Source organism: Paenarthrobacter sp. CC6 (assembly GCF_040560085.1).
In the GTDB taxonomy this organism is placed as follows: domain Bacteria; phylum Actinomycetota; class Actinomycetes; order Actinomycetales; family Micrococcaceae; genus Arthrobacter; species Arthrobacter nicotinovorans.
Map to the genome: position 1 here is coordinate 159,135 of NZ_JARDAN010000001.1, position 14,634 is coordinate 173,768.

Sequence of the window (14,634 nt, forward strand, 5' to 3'; positions counted from 1 at the left end):
AAATAATAGCAAAGAAGAACCCCACCACAGAAGCGGTGGGGTTCTCCCGAGCAAACTACCGGCTGGGCCGGGAGATCACCGATCTACAAGCAGTGACTACTTGATGATCTTGGTGACACGTCCCGAACCAACGGTGCGGCCGCCTTCGCGGATAGCGAAGCCGAGGCCCTCTTCCATAGCGATCGGCTGGATGAGCGCAACGGTCATCTCGGTGTTGTCGCCAGGCATAACCATTTCCGTGCCTTCCGGCAGGGTGATAACGCCGGTTACGTCCGTGGTACGGAAGTAGAACTGCGGGCGGTAGTTGGAGTAGAACGGGTTGTGACGTCCGCCTTCGTCCTTGGAAAGGATGTAGACGTTTGCCTCGAAGTCGGTGTGCGGGGTGATGGAACCCGGCTTGACGACAACCTGGCCACGCTCGACATCGTCGCGCTTGAGACCGCGGAGCAGGAGGCCACAGTTCTCGCCGGCCCATGCTTCGTCGAGCTGCTTGTGGAACATCTCGATACCGGTAACCGTGGTCTTCTGGATCGGGCGGATGCCAACGATCTCGACCTCGGAGTTGATGGCGAGGGTTCCACGCTCGGCGCGGCCCGTAACAACGGTTCCACGACCGGTGATCGTGAAGACGTCTTCGATCGGCATCAGGAACGGCTTGTCGCGGTCACGTACGGGGTCCGGAACGGACTCGTCGACAGCTGCCATCAGGTCCTGGACGGACTTGACCCAAACCGGGTCGCCTTCCAGAGCCTTGAGACCGGAAACGCGAACAACCGGAGCCTCATCGCCATCGAAGCCCTGCGAGCTCAGGAGCTCACGAACTTCCATTTCGACGAGGTCGAGGAGTTCTTCGTCATCAACCATGTCGGACTTGTTCAGTGCGACCAGCAGGTAGGGAACACCAACCTGGCGGGCGAGCAGAACGTGCTCACGGGTCTGAGCCATCGGACCATCGGTTGCAGCAACCACGAGGATTGCGCCGTCCATCTGGGCAGCACCGGTGATCATGTTCTTGATGTAGTCAGCGTGACCGGGGGCGTCTACGTGTGCGTAGTGGCGCTTCTCGGTCTGGTACTCCACGTGGGAGATGTTGATGGTAATACCGCGCTGGCGCTCTTCCGGAGCGGAGTCGATCGACGCGAAGTCGCGCTGCTCGTTGAGATCCGGGTACTGGTCGTACAGCACCTTGGAAATGGCGGCAGTCAGCGTCGTCTTACCGTGGTCAACGTGACCAATGGTGCCGATGTTGACGTGCGGCTTAGTCCGCTCGAACTTTGCCTTTGCCACAGGTTCCTCCTAGAACGATTTCAAGTGAAGTGCTCCTCGGCCGCGCTTTTCGCGGCAGAAACTTTAGCAAGTCTACTTGGGGGCTTGGTTTTGGTGAAATTGCAGATTCAGGAACCAATGATAGTTCCTAGAGCCTGTTTGCGCAGGGGCCGGGCTGCGGCTCTCGCCACAGCCCCGCCTCAAGCGCTTAGATGCCTTCCCGATACCGGAATTGCATCCGTTACCGGGAGATTACTCGCCGCGGGTTTTCTGGATGATCTCGTCGGCTACTGCCTTCGGGACCTCCGCGTAGCTGTTGAACGTCATGGAGTACACGGCGCGACCCTGGGTCTTGGACCGCAGGTCACCGATGTAGCCGAACATGCCGGACAGCGGAACGTGTGCACGGATAACCTTCACACCTGCTGCGTCCTCCATGGACTGCATCTGGCCACGGCGGGCGTTCAGGTCACCAATAACATCACCCATGTATTCCTCAGGTGTGCGGACCTCAACATCCATCAGCGGTTCAAGCAGAACAGGGTTCGCCTTCCGTGCGGCTTCCTTGAAAGCCATACGTCCGGCGATCTTGAACGCCATTTCCGAGGAGTCAACATCGTGGGACGCGCCGTCGATCAGCGTGGCCTTGATGCCGACAACCGGGTAACCGGCCAGGACGCCGTCGTTCAGTGCATCCTGGATACCGGCGTCGACAGACGGGATGTATTCGCGCGGAACGCGGCCACCAGTGACCTTGTTCTCGAACTCGTACAGTTCGCCCGAAGAGGTGTCCATCGGTTCGATCGCAATCTGGATCTTTGCGAACTGACCCGAACCACCGGTCTGCTTCTTGTGCGTGTAGTCATGACGCTCGACTGCGCGCTTGATGGTTTCGCGGTAAGCAACCTGCGGCTTGCCGACGTTTGCCTCGACCTTGAATTCGCGGCGCATGCGGTCCACCAGGATGTCCAGGTGGAGCTCGCCCATGCCGGCGATGATGGTCTGGCCCGTGTCTTCGTTGAGGGAGACCTGGAAGGTCGGGTCCTCGGCGGAGAGCTTCTGGATGGCCGTGGAGAGCTTCTCCTGGTCACCCTTGGTGTTGGGCTCGATGGCAACCGAGATCACGGGCTCCGGGAAGCTCATGGACTCGAGGACGATCTGGTTGTTGGCATCACACAGGGTGTCACCCGTGGTGGTGTCCTTCAGACCGATGGCTGCGTAGATGTGGCCCGCGGTAGCGCCTTCAACAGGCATTTCCTTGTTGGCGTGCATCTGGAACAGCTTGCCGATACGTTCCTTCTTGCCCTTGGTGGAGTTAACCACCTGGGCGCCGGCCTCAACGTGACCGGAGTACACGCGGACGAAGGTCAGCTGGCCGAAGAACGGGTGCGCAGCAATCTTGAAGGCGAGGGCCGAGAACGGCTCGTCTGCAGACGGCTTGCGGGTCAGTTCCTTCTCTTCGTCGCGGGGATCGTGACCGATCATCGGCGGGACGTCGAGCGGGTTCGGCAGGTAGTCGACAACAGCGTCAAGCATCGGCTGTACACCGCGGTTCTTGAAGGCAGAGCCACAGAACACGGGGTAGAGCTCGGAGTTGATGGTCATCTTGCGGATGCCGGCCTTGAGTTCCTCAAGGGTGAGTTCTTCACCTTCGAGGTACTTCTCCATGAGTTCTTCGGAAGCCTCGGCCACAGTCTCAACGAGCTGTGCGCGGTACTCTTCGGCCTTGGCCTGGAGGTCCGCCGGGATTTCCTGCACTTCGTAGTAAGCGCCCATGGTGACGTCACCCTTTGCGTCGCCAGGCCAAACCAGGGCGCGCATTTCGAGGAGGTCAACCACACCGATGAAGTCGTTCTCGGCACCGATCGGCAGCTGCATGACGAGCGGCTTGGCACCAAGGCGGGAAATGATGGTGTCTACGGTGAAGTAGAAGTCGGCACCCAGCTTGTCCATCTTGTTGACGAAGCAGATACGCGGAACGTTGTACTTGTCAGCCTGGCGCCAAACAGTCTCGGACTGCGGCTCCACGCCTTCCTTGCCGTCGAACACTGCGACTGCGCCGTCGAGGACACGCAGGGAGCGCTCAACCTCGACCGTGAAGTCCACGTGGCCCGGGGTATCGATGATGTTGATCTGGTTCTGGTTCCAGAAGCAAGTCACGGCGGCAGACGTGATGGTGATGCCGCGTTCCTTTTCCTGTTCCATCCAGTCAGTCGTCGAGGCGCCGTCGTGCGTCTCGCCGATCTTGTGGTTCACACCCGTGTAGAACAGGATGCGCTCGGTAGTGGTGGTCTTGCCGGCATCGATGTGGGCCATGATGCCGATATTGCGGACCTTGTTAAGGTCGGTAAGCACGTCCTGTGCCACGGGGTCTCCCTTTCGGATGGACTACACGTCCGCCGCCGGCTCGGTGGAGCCGGCGGCGTTCGGGAAGTTTTACCAGCGGTAGTGTGCGAAGGCCTTGTTCGACTCGGCCATCTTGTGGGTGTCTTCGCGACGCTTGACAGCGGCACCGAGACCGTTGGAGGCATCCAGGATTTCGTTCTGGAGGCGCTCGGTCATGGTCTTCTCCCGGCGGGCCTTGGAGTAGCCCACGAGCCAACGCAGAGCGAGGGCGGTGGAGCGGCCCGGCTTGACCTCAACCGGAACCTGGTAGGTGGCGCCACCAACGCGGCGTGAACGCACCTCGAGGGAAGGCTTGACGTTGTCCATGGCCTTCTTGAGAGCGGCAACGGGGTCGCCGCCGGACTTGGCACGTGCACCTTCGAGTGCGCCGTAAACGATGCGCTCTGCGGTGGACTTCTTGCCGTCAACCAGAACCTTGTTGATCAGCTGAGTGACCAACGGGGAGCCGTAAACGGGATCGGAAACTAGCGGCCGCTTCGGGGCCGGACCCTTGCGAGGCATATTACTTCTTCTCCATCTTTGCGCCGTAACGGCTGCGGGCCTGCTTGCGGTTCTTGACACCCTGGGTGTCGAGTGCGCCGCGGACGATCTTGTAGCGGACACCCGGAAGGTCCTTCACACGACCACCACGGACGAGCACGATGGAGTGCTCCTGGAGGTTGTGGCCAACACCGGGGATGTAAGCGGTAACTTCCACGCCACCGTTGAGGCGCACACGTGCCACCTTACGGAGAGCCGAGTTCGGCTTCTTGGGGGTGGTGGTGTAAACGCGGGTGCAAACACCGCGACGCATCGGGCTGCCCTTCAGCGCGGGAGCCTTGGTCTTGGAGACCTTCGGCGTGCGGCCCTTGCGGACCAGCTGGTTAATCGTAGGCACTTTCGTGTTCTCCGTTGTTTGATCTCTGCCCCCACACACAGGCGCCAGCCGGTGTAAACGTGGGAACTTTGGCGTTGCTCGTGCAGCCGGCCGAAACTCCGGTAGGCGTGCAAAAGTGCGGCATTCGTTGCGCATGTTGCCCGCAACCCGGAAACAGGCTCCACCCAGCACCATGAGAACAAAACCAAAATGATGCTGCGGCGGCCTTCATCCACTGCCACACAGAACAATTACAGAAAGTCTAGCACGGCTTGATCTGGAGCCTTAATCGGGTGTATGGAGGACGACGGCGGCAGGTGACTGCCGCCGTCGTCGCCCCGCTCCCCCGGGTACCCGGGGAAAAGCGACGTTAACGGGCCAGGCCCCGCACTCGAAAGTGCGGGGCCTGACCGTGATAACGCCGACTGCCGCCTCTAGCGGAAGTCGTTGCCGAGATCGTAGTCATCCAGCGGGATGGCGTGGAACTCGGGAGCGCCGTCGCCACCCAGGGCGTCATAGGAGAAGTCGGTGAAAGCGCTGGGGCCCGTGAACAGGCTTGCCTTTGCTTCTTCCGTCGGCTCCACAGTGACCTCTGTGTAGCGGGGCAGACCCGTACCAGCCGGGATGAGCTTACCGATGATGACGTTTTCCTTCAGGCCGAGCAGAGGATCGCTCTTGCCTTCCATGGCCGCCTGCGTCAGGACGCGGGTGGTCTCCTGGAAGGAAGCTGCCGACAGCCAGGACTCGGTAGCCAAGGAAGCCTTGGTGATACCCATGAGTTCCGGACGACCCGAAGCCGGGGACTTGCCCTCGGACACGACGCGGCGGTTCTCGTCTTCGAAGCGGGCGCGCTCTGCAAGCTCACCGGGGAGCAAGTCGGAGTCGCCGGACTCGATGACGGTCACGCGGCGCAGCATCTGGCGGACGATAACCTCGACGTGCTTGTCGTGGATACCAATACCCTGGCTGCGGTAAACGCCCTGCACTTCGTCCACGAGGAACTTCTGTGCGGCACGCGGGCCCATGATGCGCAGAACCTGCTTCGGGTCCACCGGACCGTTGATCAGCTTCTGGCCGACGCTGACGTGCTCGCCATCCTCGATGAGGAGGCGGGAACGGCGCAGCACCGGGTAGGCGATCTCTTCGGAACCATCGTCCGGAGTGATGACCAGGCGCATCTGGCGCTCGGACTCTTCGATGGTGATGCGGCCGGCTGCTTCAGCAATCGGTGCGACACCCTTCGGAGTACGGGCTTCGAAGAGCTCCTGGATACGGGGCAGACCCTGGGTGATGTCGTCGCCACCACCGGCGGAAACAGCACCACCGGTGTGGAACGTACGCATGGTCAGCTGGGTACCGGGTTCACCGATGGACTGCGCGGCGATGATGCCAACAGCCTCGCCGATGTCAACGGTCTTGCCGGTGGCCAACGAACGGCCGTAGCAGAGCGCGCAGGTGCCGACCTTGGACTCACAGGTGAGTACGGAGCGGACCTTGACCTCGGTGATGCCTGCAGCCAGCAGCTGGTCGATGACGACGTCGCCGCAGTCGGTGCCGCCGGCAGCCAGGACGTTGCCCTGGGCATCGACGACGTCGACAGCCAGCGTACGTGCGTAGGCGCTGTTCTCGACGTTCTCGTCCAGGACGAGCTCACCGTTGGAATCCGGCACGGCGATCGGGGTGACCAGACCGCGCTCAGTGCCACAGTCCTCTTCACGGACGATGACGTCCTGCGAAACGTCCACCAGACGACGGGTCAGGTAACCCGAGTTGGCGGTACGCAGAGCGGTATCGGCCAGACCCTTACGGGCACCGTGCGTGGCGATGAAGTATTCCAGAACCGACAGGCCCTCGCGGTAGGAGGACTTGATCGGGCGAGGAATGATCTCACCCTTCGGGTTGGCCACAAGACCACGGATACCCGCGATCTGGCGGACCTGCATCCAGTTACCACGTGCACCGGAGGACACCATGCGGTTGATGGTGTTCATCGGGGACAGGCTGTCGCGCATCGCCTGGGCGATCTCGTTGGTTGCCTTGTTCCAGATCTCGATCAGTTCCTGGCGACGCTCGTCGTCGTCGATCAGGCCCTTGTCGTACTGGCCCTGGATCTTGGCAGCCATGTTCTCGTAACCAGCCAGGATGGCGGGCTTGGAAGTCGGCACCTCGATGTCGGAGATTGCCACAGTGACACCCGAACGGGTGGCCCAGTAGAAACCGGCATCCTTCAGGTTATCCAGCGTTGCCGCCGTAACAACCTTCGGGTAGCGCTCTGCAAGGTCGTTGACGATCCGGGACAGTTCGCCCTTGTCGGCAACAGCCTCAACCCAGGGGTAATCCTCAGGCAGCGTCTGGTTGAAGATGACCTGGCCGAGGGAGGTTTCGACGAGAGCCGGCTGACCGGGCTCCCAACCTTCCGGAGCTTCCCAACCTGCGTACGGCACGAAGTCGTCCAGGCGGATCTTGACCTGGGAGTTCAGGTGCAGCTCACGGGCGTCGTACGCCATGATTGCTTCCGAAACCGAGGAGAAGATACGGCCTTCGCCGGCAGAACCGACACGCTTGGTGGTCAGGTGGTAAAGACCGATGATCATATCCTGCGAAGGCAGGGTCACCGGGCGGCCATCGGACGGCTTCAGGATGTTGTTCGAGGACAGCATCAGGATGCGTGCTTCGGCCTGGGCTTCCGGGCTCAGCGGCAGGTGGACTGCCATCTGGTCGCCGTCGAAGTCAGCGTTGAAGGCGCCACAAACCAGCGGGTGAAGCTGGATTGCCTTGCCTTCCACAAGCTGCGGTTCGAAGGCCTGGATGCCGAGGCGGTGCAGGGTAGGTGCACGGTTGAGCAGCACCGGGTGTTCGGTGATGATCTCTTCCAGCACGTCCCAGACCTGCGGACGGTAACGCTCAACCATGCGCTTCGCCGACTTGATGTTCTGGGCGTGGTTGAGGTCAACCAGGCGCTTCATCACGAACGGCTTGAAGAGCTCCAGGGCCATCTGCTTGGGCAGACCACACTGGTGCAGCTTCAGCTGCGGACCGACAACGATGACCGAACGGCCGGAGTAGTCGACGCGCTTGCCGAGCAGGTTCTGGCGGAAGCGGCCCTGCTTGCCCTTGAGCATGTCGCTCAGGGACTTCAGGGGACGGTTGCCCGGACCCGTGACGGGGCGGCCACGACGGCCGTTGTCGAAGAGGCTGTCAACAGCTTCCTGAAGCATGCGCTTCTCGTTGTTGACGATGATCTCCGGAGCACCCAGGTCAAGCAGTCGCTTGAGGCGGTTGTTGCGGTTGATCACACGACGGTAGAGGTCGTTGAGGTCGGAGGTCGCGAAGCGGCCACCATCCAGCTGGACCATCGGGCGCAGTTCCGGCGGGATCACCGGGACGGCGTCCAGAACCATGCCCAGGGGGCTGTTGTTGGTGGTCAGGAATGCGTTGACAACCTTCAGGCGCTTCAGGGCACGCGTCTTGCGCTGGCCCTTGCCGTTCTGGATGGTGTCGCGCAGGGACTCGGCCTCAGCCTGCATGTCAAAGGTTTCGAGGCGCTTCTTGATTGCCTCGGCGCCCATGGAGCCCTCGAAGTACAGACCGTAACGGTCGCGCAGTTCGCGGTACAGGCCCTCGTCGCCTTCAAGGTCGGCGACCTTGAGGTTCTTGAAGCGGTCCCAGACCTGCTCAAGGCGCTCGATGTCGGCGTCGGCACGCTTACGGACGTTCGCCATCTGGCGGTCGGCAGAGTCGCGGGCCTTCTTCTTGTCGGCAGCCTTGGCGCCTTCGCCTTCGAGACGGGCAAGCTCGTCTTCAAGGTCGCGGGCGATCGTGGCGATGTCGCTGTCGCGGTTGTCGATCATCTGCTTCTTCTCGAGGTCGTGCTCAACCTGGAGGTTCGGCAGTTCGGCGTGACGGCTTTCGGTGTCAACGCTGGTGATCATGTAGGCAGCGAAGTAGATGACCTTCTCAAGGTCCTTCGGTGCCAGGTCCAAGAGGTAGCCCAAGCGCGAGGGAACGCCCTTGAAGTACCAGATGTGGGTTACAGGCGCGGCCAGTTCGATGTGGCCCATGCGCTCACGACGCACCTTGGCGCGGGTGACTTCAACGCCACAACGCTCGCAAATGATGCCCTTGAAGCGCACGCGCTTGTACTTGCCGCAGTAGCATTCCCAGTCGCGGGACGGGCCGAAGATCTTCTCGCAGAAGAGGCCGTCCTTCTCAGGCTTGAGCGTGCGGTAGTTGATGGTTTCCGGCTTCTTGACCTCACCGTAAGACCAGCCACGGATGTCTTCCGCGGTGGCGAGGCCGATCTGCATGAGGCCGAAGGAGGATTCGCTGGACATATGGTCCCTGTTCTCTCTTGTTCTCTAAATTCTGAAGTCTTGGTTACGGGAAGAGGGAGCTGTCCCGGCGGGCAGCCACAAAGTGGTGCCCGCCGGAACGGCTGCTAGACCTCTTCTACGGAACTGGGCTCTGCGCGAGACAGATCGATGCCCAGTTCTTCCGCAGCCGTGAAGACTGCGTCATCAGAGTCACGCATTTCGATCGTGGTTCCGTCGGTGGAAAGAACTTCCACGTTCAGGCACAACGACTGCATTTCCTTGATCAAGACCTTGAAGGACTCGGGAACGCCAGGCTCAGGGATGTTCTCGCCCTTGACGATGGCTTCGTAGACCTTCACACGACCATGGATGTCATCCGACTTGATCGTGAGGAGTTCCTGAAGCGTGTAGGCGGCACCGTAAGCTTCGAGCGCCCACACTTCCATTTCACCGAAGCGCTGGCCACCGAACTGAGCCTTACCACCCAGCGGCTGCTGCGTGATCATGGAGTACGGGCCGGTAGAGCGCGCGTGGATCTTGTCGTCCACCAGGTGGTGGAGCTTCAGGATGTACATGTAACCGACGGAGATCGGGTCCGGGAACGGCTCGCCGGAGCGGCCGTCGAACAGACGGGTCTTGCCGGAGGAGTCGATCAGGCGGTCGCCATCGCGGGTCACGTTGGTGGAGTCAAGCAGGCCCGTGATTTCTTCTTCGCGGGCGCCGTCGAACACCGGGGTGGCAACGGTGGTCTGGCCGGTTTCACGGGGCAGGTTCGGGAGGTTCTTGACCCACTCCGGCTCGCCTTCGATCTTCCAACCGGTCTTGGCAACCCAACCGAGGTGGGTTTCCAGGACCTGGCCAACGTTCATTCGACCCGGAACACCAAGCGGGTTCAGGACGATGTCCACCGGGGTACCGTCTGCAAGGAAGGGCATGTCCTCGATCGGGAGGATCTTGGAGATAACACCCTTGTTGCCGTGACGGCCGGCGAGCTTGTCGCCGTCGGTGATCTTGCGCTTGGCTGCAACGTAGACGCGGACCAGCTGGTTCACGCCCGGGGGCAGCTCGTCGTCGTTGTCGCGGTCGAAGACGCGAACGCCGATGACCGTACCGGACTCGCCGTGGGGAACCTTCAGCGAGGTATCGCGGACTTCGCGGGACTTCTCACCGAAGATGGCGCGGAGGAGCCGCTCTTCCGGGGTCAGCTCGGTTTCACCCTTGGGGGTGACCTTGCCTACCAGGATGTCGCCTGCTTCAACCTCGGCACCGATGTGGATGATGCCGCGCTCGTCCAGGCCTGCCAGGACTTCCTCGGACACGTTCGGGATGTCACGGGTGATTTCCTCGGCACCAAGCTTGGTGTCGCGGGCATCGATTTCGTGCTCCTCGATGTGGATGGAGGAAAGGACGTCCTCAGCAACAATGCGCTGGGACAGGATGATGGCGTCCTCGAAGTTGTGGCCTTCCCATGACATGAATGCCACGAGCAGGTTCTTACCGAGGGCAAGCTCACCCTGGTCCGTTGCGGGACCGTCAGCGATGATGCCGCCAACCTCCAGGCGCTGGCCTTCGTTGACCAGGACACGGTGGTTGTAGCAGTTGCCCTGGTTGGAACGGGCGAACTTGTTGATGCGGTAGTTGGTCTCGGTGCCGTCGTCGTTGATCATGACAACGAGTTCAGCGGAAACCTCGGTGACCACACCGGCCTTCTTAGCGATGACAACGTCACCTGCGTCGACGGCTGCTGCACGTTCCATGCCGGTGCCCACGAAAGGAGCCTCGGAGCGGACCAGCGGCACAGCCTGGCGCTGCATGTTGGCACCCATGAGTGCACGGTTGGCATCGTCATGCTCGAGGAACGGGATCAATGCCGTTGCCACGGACACCATCTGGCGCGGGGAAACGTCCATGAACTGAACGTCTGCAGCGGGAACCAGGACGGGCTCGCCTCCACCACCACGGGCACGGACAAGAACGGTCTCTTCGGAGAACTTCTTGTCGGCATCCAGCGGAGCGTTGGCCTGTGCGATCAGGACCTCGGCTTCGTCATCGGCCGTGAGGTACTGGACCTCGTCCGAGACAACACCGTTGGAAACCAAGCGGTAAGGGGTCTCGATGAAGCCGAACGGGTTGATGCGGCCGTAGGAAGCCAACGAACCGATCAGACCAATGTTCGGGCCTTCAGGAGTTTCGATGGGGCACATACGTCCATAGTGGGACGGGTGAACGTCACGGACTTCCATGCCTGCGCGGTCACGGGACAGACCACCCGGGCCAAGTGCCGACAGACGACGCTTGTGGGTCAGACCCGAGAGCGGGTTGTTCTGGTCCATGAACTGCGACAGCTGGGAGGTTCCGAAGAACTCCTTGATGGCTGCCACAACGGGACGGATGTTGATCAGCGTCTGCGGCGTGATGGCCTCGACGTCCTGCGTGGTCATGCGTTCGCGGACGACGCGTTCCATACGGGAAAGACCGGTGCGGACCTGGTTCTCGATCAGTTCGCCGACGGCGCGGATGCGACGGTTGCCGAAGTGGTCGATGTCATCGATGTCGACGCGGAGCTCGTGGTCTTCGCCGTCGCGCTTGCCCATGATGGTCTTCTCGCCGGCGTGGAGCGCAACGAGGAACTTGATCATGGCAACGATGTCTTCAACGTGCAGGACCGAAGCTTCCTTGTCACCAAGGGAGCGGTCGATGCCGAGCTTGCGGTTGATCTTGTAACGGCCAACCTTGGCAAGATCGTAGCGCTTGGCGTTGAAGTACAGGTTGTCCAGCAGGGACTGGGCAGCCTCGACTGTGGGCGGCTCGCCCGGACGCAGCTTGCGGTAGATGTCCAGAAGCGCGTCTTCGCGGGTCTCGGTGGCGTCCTTCTCCAGCGTTGCGCGCATGGAGTCGTACTGGCCGAACTCTTCCAGGATCTGGCCTTCGGTCCAGCCGAGGGCCTTCAGGAGAACCGTGACCGACTGCTTGCGCTTGCGGTCAAGGCGTACGCCCACCTGGTCGCGCTTGTCGATTTCGAGTTCGAACCAGGCACCGCGGGACGGGATGATCTTCGCAGTGAAGATGTCCTTGTCACTGGTCTTGTCTGCAGTGCGCTCGAAGTAGGCGCCCGGCGAACGGACCAACTGGGAGACAACGACACGCTCGGTGCCGTTGACGACGAACGTTCCCTTCTCAGTCATGAGGGGGAAGTCGCCCATGAACACGGTCTGCTGCTTGATTTCGCCCGTGTTGTTGTTCATGAACTCGGCCTTGACATACAGCGGGGCCGAGTAGGTGGCGTCACGGTCTTTGCATTCGGCCATGGTGTACTTCGGGTCAGCGAACTCCGGCTCGGAGAAGCTCAGGGACATGGTGCCCTGGAAGTCCTCGATAGGGGAGATCTCTTCGAAGATGTCGGCAAGTCCGGAGGTGGTGGCGACGCTGAGGTCGCCCTCCTCGACAGCCTTCGCTACCCGCGCCTGCCAGCGTTCGTTTCCGACGAGCCAGTCAAAGCTGTCCGTCTGCAGGGCGAGAAGATTCGGAACATCAAGGGGTTCGTGAATCTTTGCGAATGAGAGGCGACGGGTGGCACCATCGGTGCTTGCCGTGTTAGCGGTTTCGTTATTAGAGGTGCTCGAGGCGACCAAGAGGGATCCTTCCACAGACCTTCAGGCGTTTTCAGATCTCCCCCGTTTGCATTCTGCAGAGTGCTCCGCAGGATACTTAATCCGGTTCCGCTATATGACCCGGACCCAGTCTGCGCATGGTTGTGCACGTTTCGGAACGGCACGTCAATGACGCAGCTGAGAGGTAAAGCCCACCGCTATATGAAGGCTGAAGGTTAACAGGGAAGACGCAAATATCTACAATACGGCAAAGGAGCCTTCCTGTCTACCCCAGATCGTCCGTGATTGCAAGCACCGTTGCCGCAGGCACCCAATGAAGGAAGTTCCGGCCACCCGGAATGCGCGGGCGGGCAGGATCGTTTAACGGTTAGTCACAAACACCGCGATAGCCTTGCTACACCATTCCCGGACCGGAAGAGAGACCATGAGCAACTCCGCTGACGACAATGACGTTGTCATCCTCGCCGCTTCCCGCACCCCGCAGGGTCGACTCAACGGACAATTGGCGGGCTTCACCGCCGTCGAACTCGGCGCGCACGCCATCGGCGCCGCACTGGCGGCGAGCGGCGTAAAGCCCGAACAGGTTGACGCCGTCATCATGGGCCAGGTCCTCCAGGCCGGTGCCGGACAGAATCCGGCCCGCCAAAGCGCAATCGCGGCCGGCGTGGGCTGGAACATCCCGGCCGTGACCATCAACAAGGTGTGCCTCTCGGGTCTGACAGCAGTCATTGATGCCGCGCGCATGATCCGCAGCGGCGATGCCACCGTGGTGGTCGCGGGCGGCCAGGAGTCCATGACAAGGGCCCCGCACCTCCTCCCCGGTTCCCGCCAGGGCTGGACGTATGGCTCCATCCAGGCATTGGATGTTGCCGCCCACGACGGCCTCACCGACGCTTTCGACGGGCAATCCATGGGTCTGTCCACGGAAACCAAGAACGTCACCCTGGGCATAGACCGCAAGGCCCAGGACGAGGTCGCGGCGGCTTCGCACCAGCGTGCCGCGGCTGCGATCGCGGACGGAATCTTCGACGTCGAAATTGCTCCCGTGAAGGTAAAACAGCGAAAAGGCGATCCACTGGTCCTCACCACGGACGAGGGTGTCCGCCCCAACACCACGGTGGAAACCCTCGCCCCACTGCGGGCCGCCTTTGCGACGGACGGCACCATCACGGCGGGTAACTCCTCTCCCCTGTCCGACGGCGCCTCCGCACTCGTGCTGACCAGTCGCCGCTTCGCCCGGGACAACGGGCTGGAATACCTCGCCGTCGTCGGCAAGCCCGGGCAGGTTGCCGGGCCTGACAACTCGCTGCACTCCCAGCCGTCGAATGCGATCGCCCAGGCGTTGAAGCGTGCCGGGTGGGCGGCCGAAGACCTCGACTTCATTGAAATCAACGAGGCATTCGGGTCGGTGGCGGTGCAGTCCCTCAAGGACCTGCGCTATCCCCTGGAGAAGTGCAACATCCACGGAGGAGCCATCGCTTTGGGCCATCCGATCGGAGCGTCCGGCGCTCGGCTTGCCCTGCATGCTGCCCATGAACTCAAGCGCCGGGGAACCGGCAAAGCCGCGGTTTCCCTGTGCGGCGGAGGCGGCCAGGGCGAAGCACTACTGCTGTACCGCGACTGATGGGTGGCATTGAGACTGAGGGTGCGGAGCGGTTCCTTGCCGACGCCGCCGCCCGCGGACTGGACGTCGACGTCGTCGAACGTCCCGCAGCGCGAAGCCTGGAAGAGGCCGCCACCATCCTGGGGATCCGGCCGGCGGACATTGTGAAGTCCCTGGTGGTCAAGCACCGGGACGGCAGCTTCCTCTTCGCTTTGATTCCCGGGGACCGCCAGATCTCCTGGCCCAAGCTGCGCGCGCTGGTGGGCGTCAACAAGTTGTCACTCCCACCCGCGGAGGTGGCGTTGGACGCCACCGGCTATGAACGCGGAACCATCACTCCCCTGGGCAGCACCACGGCATGGCCCGTGTACGCCGACGCCACGATTACGGGGCGGCGCATCTCCATGGGAGCCGGGGCACACGGCCGCAGCGCTTTTGTTGACGCCGACGCGCTGACCTCAGCCCTGGGCGCCGTCGTAGCGGACATCAGCGAACCTTCTTAAAGCAACGCGGGGTCACTTTTGGCCGGTAAATCCCCTTGGGATGGGCCATAAGTGACCCCGCGTTGCTGTTTAACGC

8 protein-coding genes are annotated in these 14,634 nt (G+C 61.7%); 2 read left to right on the forward strand and 6 right to left on the reverse strand.

Features of this window, described 5'->3' with window-relative positions; all coding sequences use genetic code 11:
* Positions 1–96: 96 nt before the first annotated feature.
* The 6 genes from tuf to rpoB all read right to left on the reverse strand — a co-directional run bounded on the left by tuf (position 97) and on the right by rpoB (position 12,473).
* Complete coding sequence (tuf, locus tag PV760_RS00780; RefSeq protein WP_018776689.1) at positions 97–1,287, reverse strand: elongation factor Tu; 1,191 nt, start codon at positions 1,285–1,287, stop codon at positions 97–99.
* 231 nt (positions 1,288–1,518) lie between these two features.
* Entirely contained in the window at positions 1,519–3,633 is a 2,115-nt protein-coding gene (gene fusA / locus PV760_RS00785) for an elongation factor G (RefSeq protein ID WP_354626922.1), read from the reverse strand.
* Positions 3,634–3,702: 69 nt separating this feature from the next.
* Complete coding sequence (rpsG, locus tag PV760_RS00790) at positions 3,703–4,173, reverse strand: 30S ribosomal protein S7 (RefSeq protein WP_003803829.1); 471 nt, start codon at positions 4,171–4,173, stop codon at positions 3,703–3,705.
* 1 nt (position 4,174) lies between these two features.
* On the reverse strand, positions 4,175–4,549 hold the full coding sequence (gene rpsL, locus PV760_RS00795; protein WP_009358312.1) for a 30S ribosomal protein S12: 375 nt from the start codon (positions 4,547–4,549) through the stop codon (positions 4,175–4,177).
* A 413-nt stretch (positions 4,550–4,962) separates the two neighbouring features.
* On the reverse strand, positions 4,963–8,862 hold the full coding sequence (locus PV760_RS00800) for a DNA-directed RNA polymerase subunit beta' (RefSeq protein WP_018776691.1): 3,900 nt from the start codon (positions 8,860–8,862) through the stop codon (positions 4,963–4,965).
* A gap of 104 nt (positions 8,863–8,966) precedes the next feature.
* Positions 8,967–12,473: a DNA-directed RNA polymerase subunit beta gene (gene rpoB / locus PV760_RS00805; protein WP_026267008.1), complete on the reverse strand. Its 3,507-nt coding sequence runs from the start codon at positions 12,471–12,473 to the stop codon at positions 8,967–8,969.
* A gap of 403 nt (positions 12,474–12,876) precedes the next feature.
* On the opposite strand from rpoB, the gene PV760_RS00810 reads away from it, so the two are divergent.
* Together PV760_RS00810 and PV760_RS00815 are read left to right on the forward strand one after the other, a co-directional pair.
* The gene (locus PV760_RS00810) at positions 12,877–14,076 is read left to right on the forward strand and encodes an acetyl-CoA C-acetyltransferase (protein ID WP_354626923.1); all 1,200 of its coding nucleotides are present in this window, start codon (positions 12,877–12,879) and stop codon (positions 14,074–14,076) included.
* Positions 14,076–14,558 carry an aminoacyl-tRNA deacylase gene (locus PV760_RS00815; RefSeq protein WP_018776694.1) on the forward strand — a complete coding sequence of 161 codons (483 nt, stop codon included), beginning with the start codon at positions 14,076–14,078 and terminating at the stop codon, positions 14,556–14,558. Before PV760_RS00810 ends, PV760_RS00815 begins: the two co-directional genes overlap by 1 nt.
* Positions 14,559–14,634 lie beyond the last annotated feature (76 nt).

What these genes read in the sequence shown, in the direction of transcription:
- rpsG (WP_003803829.1), bottom strand. Translation starts at nt 4,173, where the DNA reads ATGCCTCGCAAGGGTCCGGCCCCGAAGCGGCCGCTAGTTTCCGATCCC.
- PV760_RS00800 (WP_018776691.1), bottom strand. Translation starts at nt 8,862, where the DNA reads ATGTCCAGCGAATCCTCCTTCGGCCTCATGCAGATCGGCCTCGCCACC.
- PV760_RS00810 (WP_354626923.1), top strand. Translation starts at nt 12,877, where the DNA reads ATGAGCAACTCCGCTGACGACAATGACGTTGTCATCCTCGCCGCTTCC.
- PV760_RS00815 (WP_018776694.1), top strand. Translation starts at nt 14,076, where the DNA reads ATGGGTGGCATTGAGACTGAGGGTGCGGAGCGGTTCCTTGCCGACGCC.